Origin of the sequence: Streptomyces sp. NPDC093801, from assembly GCF_040701585.1 — a bacterium.
In the GTDB taxonomy this organism is placed as follows: Bacteria; Actinomycetota; Actinomycetes; order Streptomycetales; family Streptomycetaceae; genus Streptomyces.
On the sequence record NZ_JBFBDP010000043.1, the window covers coordinates 1 to 16244 of the forward strand.

The following is a 16244-nucleotide window of genomic DNA, read 5'->3' on the forward strand; positions in this document are numbered from 1 at the left end:
GAGAAGCTGCCGAAGCCTTTCTTCAGCGCCAGGGCGCGGACCGCGGCGTACGACCCCGCGAAACCGATACCCGCGATGACGACGGCTCCGGCGACTACGACGCCGATGAGTATCCGATGCGTGCGAGTCAGCTGCATGACAGTTGGCACCTCCTTCGCGTGCTGATCATGAGGTCTTGAACCTGTCCCATGGCTGCGATCTTTGAGCGATCGCATGGCTTTACGGGGGGTGCCCCGGCGCGGTGGCCCGGGGCACCAGAGGATGAGGTGTACTCCACAGCTAGCCGACGATGCGGGCAGCTAGGTCGAGGCGCTGATCCTCGTCCAGCTGGTTGCGGAGCAGCTCAGCAAGCTGGGCCAAGTCAGGCAGGGGAGTCCACAGGTTCCTGGCGAGAACGGGGTGCACAGGGAAGTCGCCACTCTCTCCCGGCGCGTTGATAACTGAGTTATCGGTCTCCGTGCGGGGTGTGTCGGCTTCGGTAGCCGGTGCCTGACGCTCCTCGGTGATAACTGAGTTATCACCCGCCGAGGCTTGGCGGGCCTCGGCGTTTCGCGGCTCTGGCACCGCAGAGGTGATAACTGAGTTATCACTCGGCTCTCGGGGCTCTCGTTTCTCAGCCTTCTTGCGAGCCGTTTCCTGGGCGCGCTGGTCGGCGACGGCCTTCTGCTCGGCAGCAGGAAGATCGGCCAGCCCGCGGACGTGGTTCACCTGTCGACGCCCTGATGCAAGGTCGGCCTGCAGCTCAGGCGCGAGACCCAGCAGCGACAGCTTCTGCGAGACGTAGGCCTGCGACTTACCGACCCGCCGGGCTGCCTCCCTTTGGGAGCCATGGAGGTCCACGAGTAGTTTCAGCGCTTGTGCCGCCTCCAGGTCGGTGAAGTCCTTGCGCTGGGCGTTGGCGACGAAGGCTGCTTCAAGCAGGTTGCGGTCGGTCGTGGCGAGCGAGTCGTCCACGAAGACCTTCATCGTCTTGAGCCCGGCCCTCCCCGCAGCCAGCAGGCGGCGGTGCCCGTCGACAACAACGTACGTGGCGTCGGGGTCGAGCTTGCCCTCCATCTGTGGCCGGTCCCGGAGGTAGGCGTCGAGGCTGGCGACGGTGATGGCCTGTACCTGGCCTACCGTCTTCAGGCTCTCTGCGAGTTCGTCCACGTCACCGAGTTCTTCGCGTGGATTCTCAGGATTGGCGCTGATCTCCTGCAGCGGCAGCCGAGTCGGAACTCCGTCGCTCCCGGTCACCCGGTCGATCATGCCGCGGCGGGCACTCCTGCCCCCTGCAACCCGTTCGAAGGTACCGGCCTGACCCAGCAGGTCGCTCTTGCTGCTCATGAAAGCCTCCGCGCGATCGTGCGCATCATCTCGGACTGCTCGCAGTCCTCTGCGTAGACGAGGAGAGGCTGTTGGAGCCGGACGGCTTCGCGCTGCTCCTTCAGATCACCCACGACCGCGAGGAGTCTGGGGCTCTCCATCTTCTCCCAACGTTCCAGCGACGAAGTCGCCACGAATCCGCGCCGACTCTCGTAGAGGTTGACTACGAAGCCCAGAAGGTCGACCTCCAGGGCGAAGTCCTCCTCCAAGGCCGAGATCTGCTCCTCCAGCATGCGGAATGCCTTCGCCGAGCTGTCCTCCGCTTGAACGGGGATGACCACGCCCGACACGTCCGCTGCCTCACCATCACGACGGCGTGCGTAATACAGAGCGGTGTCCATGGTCGTTCCCAAGCTCGGAGGACAGTCGATGATCACGACATCGAACTGATCCTCCACGGAACGGAGCGCCTTCTCCAGGGCGGTTTCCTTCGTACGCAGCTTGGAGAGAGCCAGCATTGTGTCGAGCAGGAAGCCATCCATACAGGTGGGCAGAACGGAGAGTCGGCCGCCGAACTTCGCGTGGTCCAGGGACACCAAGAGGTTGTGCAGTGGGCGGTCGTTCTCCCCCACCATGTGCTTCGCCAGGCTGTCGTGGTCCTTGTCGTTCGGGATCTCTTCCAGTCCGAGTTGCTCGGTGAGGTGTCCTTGCGGGTCGAAGTCGACTAGCAGCACGCGATCGCCTGCCTCGGCCTTTGCCTGGGCGAGGCCGGCAGCGATGGCTGTCTTGCCGACTCCCCCCTTCTGGTTGCAGACCACCAAGCGCTGAGGAATGCCAGTGACTGGTCTGACCTTGGGCGAGGGGTTGTCGGCGAGCCAGAGCTGAACGGCCTGAGACAGCCCCTGCACCAGCGGAATGCCGCGCTGCCCGCAGACGTCGCGTACAGCCGCCCAGGAGCCGACCGGCAGGTGAGTGGCAAACGGGATGGCTCCCGTCGTGGACACCAGAGGCAGCACTGACTCCGTGGCCATCCACGACTGGAGCCCTTGAAGTACCGCGTCCTGGATGTCACAGCCCCGCTCTGCGGCCCGGACCTTCAGGTCCTGGCGCATCAGGGCCGGCAGCTTGGAGACAATCTTCTCTCTGTCTCCCGCAGGGTTCTGAGTGCTCATGAGGCAACCTTACTAACTTGCCCTACCTGAAGTCACCTACACCCCACGTCCCGGCGTGTCGAAGGTTCTTAACGTGCGAGACCGGGCGGCCCCCAACGGCCGAAGCAAGAGTGGCAGGGGAGCGGTCAAGACGAGCCGTCGTTGAGGCTCTGGAGGGGCGCGCGTAATGCTGCTGAGCCAGAAGGCCGGACTCCCTCCAATGGTCCGGCTCTCTGGAAGTCACTGGAGGCGATGAGGACGGGCGCCAGAGTCCGCGCGATCAAGGGCAGCGCCGCGGAGCGGGCAGGTGCGGGAGGAGATCCCACAGAGGAGCTGAACCGGCAGCCCACTCGTTCAGGAGGCCGCGGTCCACCAGGTGTAGGCGCTGGCTCTGGGCGAACTTGACCGCAGGCGCGGTGATCCGGCCGTTGGTGACGAGGACGACGACATCACCCCCGTGGACAGGACGGCCGGTCCCGTTGAGGACATGGAGGTCCGGCGTGCCAACTGCGGACCCTGCCGCTCCGTCGCGGCGGTGCTTGCACTGAATGACCCAGCGCCGACCCGCCGGGTCGGTGCCCTTGACGTCGGCCCCGTTGTCGCCGGAGCCACCTACGCGGACGGCATCGCGGGCCCCATCGCGGCGCATCAATTCCCCCACTGCTTCCTCGAACTCGGTGTGATGGAGGCCGTCCAGGAATCGGATGTCCCAGCCTTCCGGCCGACGGCGCCGTCCGGCCCAGGCCGAGAAGCCGCGCCGTACGGCCTTGACGAGGAACAGGATGAGCACCCCGGCAACGAGGGCCGAGGCGGCGACCACGGCAATACCGGAGCCGTGGAGCTCCAGCCACTGTCGAGCCTGCGGAACGAAGAGGGACACGAGCGCGGCCGCCGCCAGAAGGCCGGGCAGCGTCCTTGCCCTGGCCTCCCTTCCTTCGGCGCACGGTTCGGCGCCCTCGTCCTGGTCGTGGAGCAGCGGTGCGCGTCGGGTACCGACGTCCGGTCATGGCCGGCCTTCCTGGATCGGGGCACGGCGCCCGGCCCCCGGGAGCGCCGGGGGGCGAGCGGCCGCCTCCCACCGGCGGTGGGAGTCTCTGCGACTAGCCTCCTCAGAGCGGCTTGCCCAAAGGCTTGCCCGCTTCCCGAAGCGATGCAGGGGAAGGCTTGCCCAACGAGGAGCGCTGCGAGGGCCAGAGCCGCGCGCAGGTGTCCCTGCGGCGCCAGGACACTCATTTGCCGTAATCGGCGGCCCGTCCACGGGCCGGAAACGCCACGAGGGGCCGTCTACGGGCCTCCCGGGTGGTCCAAGGTCGATCCATACCGGGCATGCCGAGTTCGTCGATCGTAGGGCCCATTCTGGGCGTCGCTTTTCGGTGTTGATTGACTGGTTTGCCAAATTAGATCCCCGGGCTGGGGCATCTTGCCTGTGGGCTCTCCAATTGGGGAGCTGTCGACGCTGTCGGCGCGGCCCCCTACGACCAGCGCGTGTCGACCGACAGTTCCTCGACCCGCTGGATTGACAGCGTGCCTGCCTCGGCGCGCTGCTGGCTGATCCACGCTCCGAGACGCACGGCTTCGCTGTCGGCCTCTTCGAGGGTTGTGCGGCCACATCTCTTCCTGGCCCGCTTGGCGGGTGTGGAGGTGGTTGGGATCAGAGGTCTTTCATACCGCCGTTGGTGTACCAGGAGCTGCTGGCCAAGCCGTGAAGCAGGGCAGTCTTCCAGCTGTTGGGGTCGTTCTCGCCATGACTGGCAGCGTCGATCAGCAGGTCGTCCCGTAGTCCTTCAGGGCCCACGAGGTCGTAGGTACGAAGGTCACTCCGGCGCCGGTCGAACAGCAGACTGACGGCGCGCTCTCGGTAGCGCTTGTCCAATGAGTACCGGTTGAAGTGGTGGATGAGACGGGCCTGCGTGACAGGTAGCCAGGGAGTGGGCGGCCGGACAGTGAATTCCGCGATGCCGCTACCGTCCGCAACTTCGGCGAAGAGCCAGCGGTCTTTCCCTAGGTCGTCGAAGTAGGGGTGCAAGTCCTCTGGGCCTGATGGCGGGGGCAGGGTACTGCTCTTGCATTTGTTGCAGATGTCGCAGGCCGGCACGAGATTCAGGGGAGTGATGGCCAGCAACGGGAAGCGTGACTTCGGCGCGTGATGGTCGAGGGTGGCAACCTCGCCTATGCCGCACAGCGGACACGTTCCGTGGACCGCCGACGCCTTCAGCGCATCGTAGAGGGCGCGGCCGTCGACCCGGTCGACCAAGCCCTCATAGGCGGCGAGGAGGTGGTGGGCGTCGGCGTCCTTATGCTGTTTCTGGAATTCCTGTGTGTGTAGCAGTGCCAGCAGAGTGCGGGTCTGACCTGCATGCTCGTAGGCTTCTTCGACCTGACGAAGATGGTCAAGTCGGGCTTCGAGTGTCTTCCTGGCCATCGGGTCGCGCCAGCCGGCGTTGCAGGCCTTGACCGCATCGCTCACGCGGACGGCGGGTCGGGGCGGCCACAGCATCAGTTTTGCCCCTGTCTGGTGTGCACCAAAGCGCGCAGCAGGCTCCGCGCTTCGGCCCCCATTCCGGAGAACCTTCCGATGATCTCCTGGTAGGGCAGCCCTTCGTCGACCAGTCTCGCGATGGTGGCGTAGTAGCCGGCGGAGGTGGCTTCGAGGCCGAACGCCTCGTGCGTCAGCTCACCGACGTTCTCCCCGTAAGTCTCCAGCGTCGGGCGATGCGCGGTGACCGTGTCTCCGTTCCGCTGCATCTTCCACACACATGTGGACGGTACTTCCTGCAGGACCACGGGGGAGTGGGTGGCGAGGATCGCCATGCCGTTCTGATGGGTGAGCAGGTCGGAGATGGAGCGCATGAGCGCGGCGAGTAGCGGCGGGTGAAGGTGGGTCTCCGGTTCGTCGACCAGTACCAGGGTACGTTCGGTGACCACTTCGACGAGCCGTGTCAGGGTCAGCAGCACGACCCGGTGCCCGGAGCTGAGGTTCACGAAGACCTGCCTCAACTGATCCCTCAGAATCTGCGGACTCTCCTCCCGTATGCATTCGGTAAGCACATCCTGGTGACCATCAAGGAATCCGCTGGCTGTGTAGTTGAGAGTGTTGATCGCCTTTTGCCAACGGAGGCCCCGAGCTCCGACACGAACCCTGCGGAAGCTGTCCACGAACTCGGCGAGCAGCTCCTCATCCAATTTCAAGCGATTCTCGCGGTCGTGGCGGAGACCGATGTAGACGAGATCAAGCACAGGCTCCGGGCCGGACTGGTACCGCTTGTCGAAGGGGCTGAACGACACTACGACGCAGCCGTTCAAGCCGACTTGCTCCTCGTCCTCGGTACCGCTCTGGACGTGGAGCATGCCTGCTGTTGCATCCTCGGCGATCGAGTGCAGGAGGTGAGACTTGCCGACCCCGTTGCGGCCAATGAGCGCATGCATGTTCGTCGGGGGGAGACTTCCGGGCTCCGCCCGGAAATCAAACCGGTGTGGCGGCAGTAGGCCCTGGGGGAAGGGCGTGTAGGTCCATCGGAAAGGCAGGGACCTGGCTCCACCACGTGCAGTTCGGGCCATGCGCATGTATTCGGCAGTAGTCGTGCCCCGCATCAGGGACCGGTTGAAGGCTGCCTCAATGAACAGCGAGTCAGGCACCTCCCTGCCGTATGTGTACGCGACATCCTGAAGTGACTTCAGGATCATGACTGCTGTGCCCTCTGGCAGCATGTAGAGGGCCTCGTAGTAGTCGGCTTCGTGGGCCAGACTGAAGAAGCCGTCCGGAAGCGCGGTGAAGGTCCTGGCCATCCGGTCGGCGGTTATGGAGAAGGTCTCATCCAACTCCATGTCCACATGGGCAATCCGTACGGGTCCTACGTGAAACAGTCGCCCGTCGTCCTGCCGGACTTCCAGGAAGAAGTTGGTCCTGAACCCGAAGTCGTCCCAGATGTCCTGGATCAGGAAGGCGCCCTGGACGTCAGGCGGCGGCGTCTCACCGGCCTCAAGCACCGTGAACTGCACTGCCCATCCCCGTGATCGCTAGCGAGCTCGTTGTCCGTCTCATAGTCTCTCAGCAGGACGCCCTCCCGACAGCCTCAGAAGCTGGAGTTGCGGCAGGCTGGTGGTTCGCATGGAGCAGCCGAAGCTCCGCTGCCTGGATCACGGCGCCGTTGACCGGCGGCCCAGGGCCTGCCCACCCGCCCCCTGGTGTGCTGGCCTGGGTTACCACGATCAGGTCTCAGGTGGACAGGCCGACTTCGTGGGTGGTCCCGGGATGCCGTTGCCGGCAGAGGCGATCGTCGCGAAGACGGTGGCGCGGTCGTGTGTGGTGAGCCGCATCAGGGTGTGCGGGTCGGAGGTGTGTGGGAAGCCGGTCTCGCTGTCGAGGGAGGACATCCTGGCCAAAGTGCCGGTGGCCCCCCGGTGTAGGCGAGCCCAGACCTGCTCTTCGCTCCAGCGGGCGAAAAGCCCGGCGGCAGCCGATCCGTGACCGGCTCTGCGGGCTTCTGAGCGGCCAGCTGATCGACTTATGGCTCCGAGGGCTGCCGTTGGCTCCTCGGGCGCCTCAGGGATGTCCTGAGGGCCCGGAAGGGGCATTAGGGGCCACCCAACTGCTCACGCCGAGGCCAGCGGCGGGCGTGATCCAGTCCAGGGTGGCCTTCGTGTACCTGCCGCAATCTTCTTCGCGTCCCGGCGTTCTCGCAGTTTGGCGACCTGGCCTGGAGCTGTGTCAGCTCGCGCTCTAGGAGGTTGAGTTCGGTCCCGGACGGCCCAGCTCGTGCAGGCCGCCTCGAGTACCTCTTGTTGTCCACCTGGGCTGTAGGGTCTCGCGGCCGGTGTCGGACGCCAGTCCCGTGGCCTGCGGGTTCCCCCCGCTGTCTCACGCGGTGCCGGACGCACGGCGTCTCAGCTCCATGTTGGAACTCGTCGGCGCCGCCCTTCAAGAAGCGACGACGCAGCCCGCTGACATGCGGCGTCTCGCGGTGGATGTCGGATCCGACATCCATCCGACATCCACCGTGAGATTCCGACACGGGATTTGAGACCCCACAGTGGTTGTAGGGTCTTGCCGCTCGTGGCCAATACTGAAGCTGCGACCTGCGGCTGCTCGCGGAGTCTCACGCTGTGGCCAACCACTCAGTCTCACGTTCGTGGCCAATTCCTCGGGGCTGTCGCCGGGGTCAGGTCGCTGACCTGCGCCGTCTCAGGAGCGGCCATCGGTTGGCCACCGTTCGTGAGATTCGGCCACGAAATCTGAGACCCTACAGTGGTCCCCCTCAGGTGTTGGCCATGTCGACGAAGCGCGAGTAGTGGCCCTGGAACGCGGTTGTGATCGTGGCGGTCGGGCCGTTGCGGTGCTTGGCCACGATGAGGTCGGCTTCGCCCGCGCGTGGCGATTCCTTCTCGTAGGCGTCTTCGCGGTGCAGGAGGATCACCATGTCGGCGTCCTGCTCGATCGCGCCGGACTCCCGCAGGTCGGAGATGACCGGCTTCTTGTCTGTCCGCTGGTCGGGTCCGCGGTTGAGCTGTGACAGGGCTACCACGGGGATCTGCAGCTCCTTGGCGAGCATCTTCAGGGCCCTGGAGATGTCGGAAACCTCCTGCTGCCGGCTCTCCGGACGTCGCCCGGCGCCGGACTGCATCAACTGCAGGTAGTCGATCACCATCAGTTTGAGTCCCTGGCGCTCGCGCAGCTTTCGGGCCTTGGCCGTGATGGTGACCAGGTTCAAGTTGGCGGAGTCGTCGATCCACAACGGCGCATCCATCAGCTCTGCGGTCGTTCGGTCGACCTTGGCACGCAGCTCGTCCGGCAGGATCGCCTGGTTGATGTGCTGGAGCGGGACGCGGGCCTGGGCCGAGATCACGCGCCGGGTGATCTCGCGTCGGCCCATCTCCAGTGAGAAGAACACGGAGGGCTGCCTGTCCCTCAAGGAGCAGGCCCGCACGAAGTCCTGGGCGAGGGTCGACTTGCCCATGGCGGGGCGGCCGGCAATGACGACCAGCTGGCTGGGCTGAAGACCGTTGGTGAGTGCGTCGAGGTCGGTGAAGCCGGTGCTGATCCCGCTGAGCTTGCCCGAGTTGGCGGCCCGCTCTTCGTAGTCGTCGTGGAAGTCCTCCAGCGCCGGCCCGAGCAGGCCCAGGCCGTCTTCCTCGTCTTCGTCGACGGCGGCGAGCAAGGCCTGCTGCTGCGCGGCGATCAGCTCGCTGGCGGTGCCTTCGCCGCGAAGAGCGGTGTTGAGGGTGGTGCGGGTGGCGATGATGACCTGCCGGACCGACCACGTCTCGCGGATGATCTCCGCGTAGAACCGGACGGAGCCGACCCCGAACATGAAGCCGGTCAAGGTGAAGAGGTAGTCGCTGCCCCCGACCCGGGTGCTCATGCCCTGCTGCGTGAGCAGGGCGGAGAGCGTGATCGGGTCGGCGGCCTCGCCGCGCAGGTACATGCCGACCGTGGCTTCGAAGATCGTCGCGTGAGCGGGCTTGTAGAAGTGCTCCGGCTTCAGGATCTCGATGGCCTCGGCGATGGCCTCCTTGGACATCAGCATCGCACCGAGGACCGCCATCTCGGCGTTGGTGTCGTGCGGCGGGGCGGCACCTTCAAGGCCGCCCCGCTGCTCGGGGAGTTCGAGTTCCTTCACCGGGCCACTCCGGCAAGGGCGATCGGGCTGCAGGTCCAGCAGTCCACGTACTCGTACACGTCGTCGTAGCGCTTTCGGTCGTGCTGGCCGCACTCACCGCACCACTCGACAGCGGCACTGCGCTCGGTGGGCGCGGTGGCACGATCGGCGTGCTTGTGCAGGTCGGTCCATCCGCGCGGGGCCATCTCGCGGACCCGGTCGCACAGCCACCAGACGGGGAAGCCGTCGGCCAGCAGCTCAATGGCCGCGGAGCGGATCGTACCGAGGGCCTTGCTGGTGATCGGCCTGCGGAGCGCCGCCCGGTAGGCGGCGACCACCTGGTCCGCATCCTCGTCTGCCGTCCGCTGGGCGGGAACCACCGCAGAGGTTTCCGGCGCAGCCGAGGTCTCTCTCTCCGTCACGACAGCACCACCCTCACCGGGTACCGCATCGAGCGCACCCCCCTCTTGAGAGAGAGATTCTTTAAGAGAAGAAGGAACCGCCGCACTGGTGCGGCCACCCTGGCCGCATCCATGCGGCCCCCCTGGCCGCACCGGTGCGGCCACCCCCTCGTCAGGGGTAGCCGCATCCATGCGGCCACCCCCCTGAGGGCTGCTGGCCTGCTGCTTCGCCTTCCGGGCAGCCCTCGCCTCCCGCTCGGCCTGCCGCTTCTGAGCCCGGGCGGCGGCGCGCTCGTCCCACCGCTCGTGGTCGAGCAGCCGGTACAGGCTGGGGATGTTCACGCGAGGGTTGCTGGGGTCCGGGCGGCGCTCGACCTCAAGCAGCCCCGTGTCCTCCAGCCGCTTCGTCGACCGGTCCACGGTGTCGACCGACCGCCCGATGCAGCGGGCGAGCACCTTGCGGGTCGGGATGTCGTCGGCGTCCGGAGCGTCGTCGGTCTCACGGGTGCCCTGGTCGGCGAAGGAGGCGATGGCCGCGTAGAGCGCCTTGTCGACCGGTTCGACACTGCCATCGCGGGCGAGCAGGGCGTCGAACTTGATCCAGTCGATGGCGGCCGCGCTGACGACCCGGGGGATCAGATCGTGGCGCATACCGCTCCTCCCGGGATGAGGGCGGTGGGACGGATCGCTTCGGACCCGGGGTGCACAGGTACGTGCACGGCACACCTCCTAGTGGATGTTGTGCCGTGAACTCTCCACATGGCGGCTTGCCCGAAGGCTTGCCCGCAGCTCAGAAGGCCCAGGTGACAGGCTTGCCCGCTCTCCCGTCGTGCGGGCAGGCCCGAGCCGGGCAAGCCGATGCGTGTGGGCGTGGACGGGCTGGGGGGCTGGACGGGCAACGAGCGGAGTACAGCCGCAGTTGCGGCCTCTTTCAGATGTGACACATCGGTCCCTTGTTCAGGGAAGCCGTGGATCAGCTGATCAACTGTGTGACTCGGGCCACTGGGCAAGCCTTCTGCTGGGCTTGCCCGGGAGTCGTTGTCTATGCTGACGGGTAGGTGACCGATGGGCCCTGGCGGTCCAGGCACCCAGCGCGGTCACCGCGCTGACCACGACTCCGCGAGCTTGCCGGCTGGGAGTCGCTTCGACGGCCGTCCTGTCCTACCAGGGCGGCCGTCCTCGTTTTCGTGGTTCTGCGATTGCGGCGCGCACCCTCCTCACGATTCCGTTGTGGCAGTGAGGTGAGGCGCGCGTTCTTCCGCCTCCGTTTCGTCTGGTCGCCGGCTCGGCGAGCAGACGATTCAGGAGTCGTCTTCCCCAAGGGGTAGATCGTCGTAGATCAGCTCCAAGCGGTCGGCGGCGCCGACGACCTGGAGTACTTCGACCGGTCGGCGGGTTGCGTCCCGGGTTACGCGCTGGACGAGAAGTAGGGGTACGGCTGATCCGACAGCCAAGACGGAGGACTCGTCCCGTGTCGGCATACGGGCCGTGACGTGCTCGTCAGCCCAACGGGGGGTCAAGCCACCGCGCTTCATGGCGCCGTATATCCCACCCGCGATGGTCTGTGGGCCGTCCAGCCCGAGTTCAACGGCGAGCTCTGCCTCGTACCAAGCAGTCTGAACCTGGACGACATCGTCTCCGATGGAAGCGTGCCGGGTACGCCGAACAACGGGAGCGTCCTGTGCGATGCCGAGGGCCACCGCCACGTCCTTCGGAGCGGTGGTCCGCTCGACGCTGATCGCCTCCATCCGCCCGTCGAGGCCTTGCCCGGCGGTCGCGGCCTGCCAGGGCCCCTGCGGACTGTCCGGCCGGATCACACCGCGATACCGCGATAGCTGCACGCGAATGGGCGTGCGATCCCGGACCACCGTTCCGTGTCGGGGCCGGCGAACCACGTAGCCGCGCTCCACGAGATCCCGGTATGCCCGATCGACGGTGGTCTTCTGCTCCCCCTCGTCGATCAGCTCTCGGTTGGTCGGCATTTTCGCGCCGGGCGGGAATTCGCCAGCGTCAATGCGAGCCGCAAGCCGGTCGGCCAGATCTTTCCACTGCTGGTGAGCGGGCATCGCGATCCCTCCTCCCTGAGGTCGATGACATCAGAGTACTCCATTAAGTCGGGTTGTTGACAGACCCCCACGCTGAGTGTCATGGTCGTTACGTCGCCAGCCGAACCGGGGTCGCATCCCGACAAGGCGCAGGCTGACTCGTACTACCGCCGTGTCCGGACCGGGGGTCGCATCCCTGGAAACGACGCTGCGGGCTCGGGGGTCGCATCCCCGGCCCGCAGCTGGGCGGGTCCATCTCGACCAAACCGAGAGGAACACCACCGTGCGCAACATCATGCCGGTTCCCGTTCCGTGGAATAGCATCGCCCCCCTGGACGTCGTCAGGTTGAGCGCCACGCCCCACGCCTGTGGTGCCTGGCTGGCTCCCTACACGTCCCACACGCCTCCGACCGCGAGCACCGGTCGCGTCTCCGGCGTGCCCTCCAAGTCGCCCGCCGACCGCAATATGGCCCCGGCCCAGCGGATCGCGGTCAGCAGCCTCCGGCCGTTCGGCGCATGCGCGACGGGCCGGGGCAAGACCAGCTACGCCGCGGTGCTTCAGCAGGCCAAGCACCCCGCCAGCTGACTCCTGTTTCCCTCGTCAGGACCGCGTCCACACGCGGTCCTGACGAGGGAATCCGGCAATGGCCCCGAAGCACCGCCCACAAACGCATAGCGCAGCACCGCATCGAGTTGTGTGACCGCTCACCTGATGGTGGGTGCCGGGAGACGAACCACGAGGTCCCCGGCCGGCTCAATGCGGGCGCAGCCCGACAGCAGTTGCGCTGCCTGTCCGCCACGGCCCCCTTCGCGAGGCCCTGGCGGGCAGAGAACGCAACCACCTGTGGAGGAACCCCATGCGACACAACGGCCGGGCCCCGCTCCAGGCGAGCACCGTTCGCCCCGACCTCATGAACCTGCGCGACGGCGAGACGCGCACCATCGTCTGCCCCGACTGCTCGACCTGGCGGCCCATCCAGGACCGTATGGTCATCGCCCACCGGGCCGAGCCGCACAGCGGCCAGAGCCAGCACCGCCGCTCCGAGCCGGACCGCAGGCCGCGGTGCGCCGGGAGCGGGCAGCGCATCTGGTTCGACATCACCCCGGACCAGTGGCTCGCCCGCTACGAGAAGTTGACCAACCGCCGCCAGAACGAGGCCATGAACCCCGGCTCGCGGCACACCACCCGCGTCAAGCGTCTCGGGAGCTCCCCGGCCCCCATCGTGGTGCCGCGCAGGCGGAAGGCCGAATGGGCCGCCGTCAGCGAGGCGGTCAGCGTCACGGACGCCGCGCGCAAGAACGTCCCGGGCGGGGACCGTCCGAGGGACGGCTCCGGCCTTCCGCTGGCCCCGCAGGACGTGACCGCGCACGACCGGCGGCAGGCCGAGCTGGGCAGGCATGCACGTAACGGCCGTCTGGCGAAGGGGGATCCTGTGCAGCCCGAGTGTGCGAACTGCGGGACCACCGAGCTGAACTTCGTCCGCGCAGCCGCTGCCGGATGGCGCCAGGTCCTCCGCCGGACCCACTGCGGTCGGTGCGCCGGCCGTTTCCCGGCCTGGATGCGCACCCAGTTCTGACTCGCGCACCGAGACGAACGACCACGGCCCCGGCCGCCCGCATCCACCGGGGGCGGCCGGGGCCGTGGGCTGCTCGTACGAACAGCCCGAATCGATCAAGGAGTCGAAATGAACGCGTGGGACAAGCAGGTCGACAACGTCTTCAACGGTCTGGTCCGCCAAGCGGCTGCGCACATCAGCAAGCAGATCGGCGGGTCGCTCGTGCAGCAGCGAGCGGATCAGATCATGGCCCTGGCCGCCCGTGGTGACAGGGCCAGGCTGGAGCAGCTGATCCGGTCGTGGCCGGCTGCGGAGGCCCCGCAGGTGCAGGCAGAGATCGAGCGGCGCTGAGCCACACGGCTGGCCATGGTCGTCGTCACCCGGCAGTCGGGGTGACGACGGCCATGGCTGCTCGTACGGGCAGCCGAAATGACGACAGCCCCGGGGATTGCGCCCCCGGGGCTGTCCAGGACCTGAATGGGAGGACCTGATGCAGCTCAGCATGACACGTGCGGTGCCCCGGCCGGACGCCGGGATCATCGACGACATCGAGCGCGAGGACAACAAGAGGGGCTTCGAGCCCGAGGACCTCACCGCGTTCCACCAGCTCGTCCGCCACCTCACCGCCGACGGCGACCGTCGCGCGGCCCGCGCCGGCCGCACGGCCCGCCGCAAGCTCGCCGAGATGACCTTCGTCGGACAGGGGCGGTGACCGGCATGGACTGGCGTCACTACGCGGTCTGCCGCGACGAGGAGCCCGAGTTGTTCTTCCCCCTCGGCAACACCGGCCCGGCGCTCCTGCAGATCGAGGAGGCCAAGGCCATCTGCCGCCGCTGCCCGGTCATGGAGCAGTGCCTGCAGTGGTCGCTGGAGTCCGGTCAGGACCACGGCGTGTGGGGTGGGCTGTCCGAGGACGAGCGGCGGGCGATGAAGCGCCGCGCCACCCGCAACCGAGCCCGGGCCGCGAAGAACCGGGCAAGGGCGGTGGCATGAGCGAAGAGGAGAGGCAGCGCCTGGAGGAATGGCGCCGCCGCACCGAGGAGCAGCACGACTTTGGTCGCCGGGCCCATGGCTGACGGGCTGTACCAGCGGTACATGAAGGCGGCTGCCGAGTACCGGACACATGCCGCGCAGTGCCGGACCTGTACGCAGGCCCGTCGCTGCACGGACGGCCAGCGGCTGTTCGAGTCGTTCGCCCGGCTCCAGGACGCCTACCTCGCCCAGCAGCGCCGGCCGCGAGGCTGACCCGCCCGGCGGGAGGGAAACGCAGTTTCCCTCCCGCACCCAGCGATTCGACCAGGCCGGTCGCCCGCCAGACGGGCGGCCAGCCTTCCGCACGCCTCCAGCCCGGGAGAGTCTCGGGCCCCGTCCCCGCAGGAGAGCCCATGCGTACCACCACCCCGCCCGACACCGCGACGGCCACCGGCACCAGCCGGCTGCCGGACTCGCTCTGCACGCACACCCCGGCCTGCCCGACGGCCGACAGCACGGACCGGGAGGCCGCGCGGGTCGTGGCCGCCCATCCGGAACAGGGCTGGTCTGTTAACTGCACCTTCTTGAGGTCGTCTCGACTCTGACCTTCCTCCGCGCCAAACAGGCCGAGGCAGCCCGCCTCACCAAGAGACCCACCACCGATCTCGGCATCTCACGCCCCAGCCCCGAAGGGACCCAGTGACTTACAACGAACCTCGATCAAGTGAGTGCAGACAAGGAAAGGGCAGGTCAGGTGCGCCAGCGATGCGCATAGCCTTCTCTCAGCGGTCCGCCGATCAGATTGAGTACCCCCTCAACCGCAGTCGCCAGCGGAGCGGGATCGGCTTGTTCCGCCAAGGCTTGATGGCCGTCGAGCAGCGCCTTTCCCCGTACCGGGTCCGCGCTCAGCAGCCTGCGAGGCAACCACTTGCCGATGCCCGTCCAGGCGCCGTGGTGGGCAGTGAGCAGATGTGCCGCCTCGCGCAGGGTGAAGTCGGCGAGGGAAAGCTGTTCGTACCGGTTGGCGGGCGGAGTGTCGACCAGGTCGTCCATGAAGCAGGTCAGGCCGTAGCGGCCTCGTTCCCACTCCGCCGACGTGAGCGGCGGCGGACCAGCCGCGAGGACCGCCCGGGCCTGTTCACGCACACGGGAGAGATCGCCGCGCGGGTCCAACAACGGCAGGCCCTGGTCATAGATGAACAGGACCGTGCCGCGGCGGCGAGCTCTGTCCCACTCGAAGAATTCCGGTATGTCCGCAACGGTGTTCAGGAACAGCTCGGCCAGTCGGCCCTCATGGCGGACTACCTCGCGGCGGCTGATATCCGAGTCCGGCAGGAGGACTGCAACGTCCAAGTCGCTGGTCTCAGTGGCGCGCCCCTGGGCAGCCGATCCCCCCAGCACGGCCCCCAGGGCATCTGGGAAACGGGTCGTCACCAACCGCAGAGCCTGAGCAGTCAGAGTTCCTTGATCATCCATGGGCGTTCATCGTGCCATCTGCGAGAAACGCATGCCAGGGGCCGAGCCGAACGCTCCCCTGTCGTTCAGATCCCCAGCGAACCTCGATCGAGTGAAGTGCAGAGAAGGAGCCTGCTCTGCAACGCCTTGGTGATCTTCGAGGACACCGGGGAGCTGCTGCCCGACGGCCAGATCATCGCCCCGCACCGGCCCCTCGCCACGGTCTGACGGCTGCCTGATCCGCCCGACCCGGCGCCGAACTCCGGCGGCCGGGTCGGGCGGTGACTGAGAGCCGGACAGCCCGGACGCCCGGCCCCACGCCGGTGCACGCGATACGAGGAGAGCCCATGGCACAGCAGCCGCAGACGCAGCCCGTCGTACGACCGAAGACCCGCTACATCAAGGGGGACCTGGTCCTCTTCCGAGACGTCGAACGGTTCTGGCTCGGTCTGCCCGGCCACACGTTGGTCGGCCAGGTGGAGCGGTCCTGGACCCACGCCGACACCCACAAGGTCTTCTACGACCTGACGGAGCTGAGCGGCGACCGGGCCCGCGCCGGGATCGACCCCGACTACATGCGGCCGCTTCCGCCGGCCGACGCGATGCACGACATCGACACCGCGCCGCTGAGCGAGCCGGACACCGGGGCGATGACCCCGGCCGCCGTCGCCTGGCTGCGCCAGCACCTCGGGAAGGACAGCAGCGCGCTGCCCGCCCGCCCCTGACCACCTGCCCCATGCAGACGGCCCTCCGAGTCCCCGGC

Annotated in this window: 18 protein-coding genes and 2 pseudogenes; 9 read left to right on the forward strand and 11 right to left on the reverse strand. The window is 67.3% G+C overall.

What is annotated here, in order from left to right; translation table 11 throughout:
* The 10 genes from AB0469_RS35095 to AB0469_RS35140 form a co-directional block, all read right to left on the reverse strand.
* Positions 1-137 (reverse strand): DUF2637 domain-containing protein (locus AB0469_RS35095; protein WP_366455644.1); only part of this gene is annotated, 137 nt, incomplete at its 3' end.
* 142 nt (positions 138-279) lie between these two features.
* Positions 280-1326, reverse strand: coding sequence for a ParB/RepB/Spo0J family partition protein (locus tag AB0469_RS35100; RefSeq protein ID WP_366455566.1), 1047 nt, complete (start codon positions 1324-1326; stop codon positions 280-282).
* The gene (locus tag AB0469_RS35105) at positions 1323-2477 is read right to left on the reverse strand and encodes a ParA family protein (RefSeq protein WP_366455567.1); all 1155 of its coding nucleotides are present in this window, start codon (positions 2475-2477) and stop codon (positions 1323-1325) included. Before AB0469_RS35105 ends, AB0469_RS35100 begins: the two co-directional genes overlap by 4 nt.
* A gap of 259 nt (positions 2478-2736) precedes the next feature.
* Positions 2737-3336, reverse strand: a complete 600-nt coding sequence (locus AB0469_RS35110; RefSeq protein WP_366455568.1) for a restriction endonuclease — start codon at positions 3334-3336, stop codon at positions 2737-2739.
* A gap of 771 nt (positions 3337-4107) precedes the next feature.
* A complete protein-coding gene (locus AB0469_RS35115) occupies positions 4108-4923 on the reverse strand; it encodes a hypothetical protein (protein ID WP_366455569.1) in 816 nt (271 codons plus the stop codon).
* Positions 4924-4952: 29 nt separating this feature from the next.
* On the reverse strand, positions 4953-6455 hold the full coding sequence (locus AB0469_RS35120; RefSeq protein ID WP_366455570.1) for an AAA family ATPase: 1503 nt from the start codon (positions 6453-6455) through the stop codon (positions 4953-4955).
* 210 nt (positions 6456-6665) lie between these two features.
* Positions 6666-6830, reverse strand: a complete 165-nt coding sequence (locus AB0469_RS35125; RefSeq protein ID WP_366455571.1) for a hypothetical protein — start codon at positions 6828-6830, stop codon at positions 6666-6668.
* A gap of 881 nt (positions 6831-7711) precedes the next feature.
* Complete coding sequence (gene dnaB / locus AB0469_RS35130; RefSeq protein ID WP_366455572.1) at positions 7712-9073, reverse strand: replicative DNA helicase; 1362 nt, start codon at positions 9071-9073, stop codon at positions 7712-7714.
* On the reverse strand, positions 9070-10104 hold the full coding sequence (locus tag AB0469_RS35135; protein ID WP_366455573.1) for a hypothetical protein: 1035 nt from the start codon (positions 10102-10104) through the stop codon (positions 9070-9072). Before AB0469_RS35135 ends, dnaB begins: the two co-directional genes overlap by 4 nt.
* A 650-nt stretch (positions 10105-10754) precedes the next feature.
* Positions 10755-11519 carry a GntR family transcriptional regulator gene (locus AB0469_RS35140; protein ID WP_366455574.1) on the reverse strand — a complete coding sequence of 255 codons (765 nt, stop codon included), beginning with the start codon at positions 11517-11519 and terminating at the stop codon, positions 10755-10757.
* A 262-nt stretch (positions 11520-11781) separates the two neighbouring features.
* On the opposite strand from AB0469_RS35140, the gene AB0469_RS35145 reads away from it, so the two are divergent.
* The 7 genes and pseudogenes from AB0469_RS35145 to AB0469_RS35175 form a co-directional block, all read left to right on the forward strand.
* Complete coding sequence (locus AB0469_RS35145) at positions 11782-12084, forward strand: hypothetical protein (RefSeq protein WP_366455575.1); 303 nt, start codon at positions 11782-11784, stop codon at positions 12082-12084.
* Positions 12085-12355: 271 nt separating this feature from the next.
* A complete protein-coding gene (locus tag AB0469_RS35150; protein ID WP_366455576.1) occupies positions 12356-13075 on the forward strand; it encodes a hypothetical protein in 720 nt (239 codons plus the stop codon).
* Between the two features lie 108 nt (positions 13076-13183).
* Positions 13184-13405 carry a hypothetical protein gene (locus AB0469_RS35155; protein ID WP_366455577.1) on the forward strand — a complete coding sequence of 74 codons (222 nt, stop codon included), beginning with the start codon at positions 13184-13186 and terminating at the stop codon, positions 13403-13405.
* 139 nt (positions 13406-13544) lie between these two features.
* Positions 13545-13766 carry a hypothetical protein gene (locus tag AB0469_RS35160; protein ID WP_366455578.1) on the forward strand — a complete coding sequence of 74 codons (222 nt, stop codon included), beginning with the start codon at positions 13545-13547 and terminating at the stop codon, positions 13764-13766.
* A gap of 5 nt (positions 13767-13771) precedes the next feature.
* Positions 13772-14047 carry a WhiB family transcriptional regulator gene (locus AB0469_RS35165; RefSeq protein WP_366455580.1) on the forward strand — a complete coding sequence of 92 codons (276 nt, stop codon included), beginning with the start codon at positions 13772-13774 and terminating at the stop codon, positions 14045-14047.
* A 75-nt stretch (positions 14048-14122) separates the two neighbouring features.
* Positions 14123-14299, forward strand: a complete 177-nt coding sequence (locus AB0469_RS35170) for a hypothetical protein (RefSeq protein WP_366455581.1) — start codon at positions 14123-14125, stop codon at positions 14297-14299.
* Positions 14300-14439: 140 nt separating this feature from the next.
* Positions 14440-14604, forward strand: a pseudogene (locus AB0469_RS35175) (DUF5999 family protein); the annotation flags it as partial.
* Positions 14605-14776: 172 nt separating this feature from the next.
* Here AB0469_RS35175 and AB0469_RS35180 read toward each other — a convergent pair.
* Entirely contained in the window at positions 14777-15502 is a 726-nt protein-coding gene (locus AB0469_RS35180) for a nucleotidyltransferase domain-containing protein (RefSeq protein ID WP_366455583.1), read from the reverse strand.
* Positions 15503-15610: 108 nt separating this feature from the next.
* Between AB0469_RS35180 and AB0469_RS35185 the strand changes: the two are divergent.
* Positions 15611-15709: pseudogene (locus AB0469_RS35185) on the forward strand (DUF5999 family protein); the annotation flags it as partial.
* A gap of 119 nt (positions 15710-15828) precedes the next feature.
* A complete protein-coding gene (locus AB0469_RS35190; protein ID WP_366455584.1) occupies positions 15829-16206 on the forward strand; it encodes a hypothetical protein in 378 nt (125 codons plus the stop codon).
* The last annotated feature ends 38 nt before the right edge of the window (positions 16207-16244 follow it).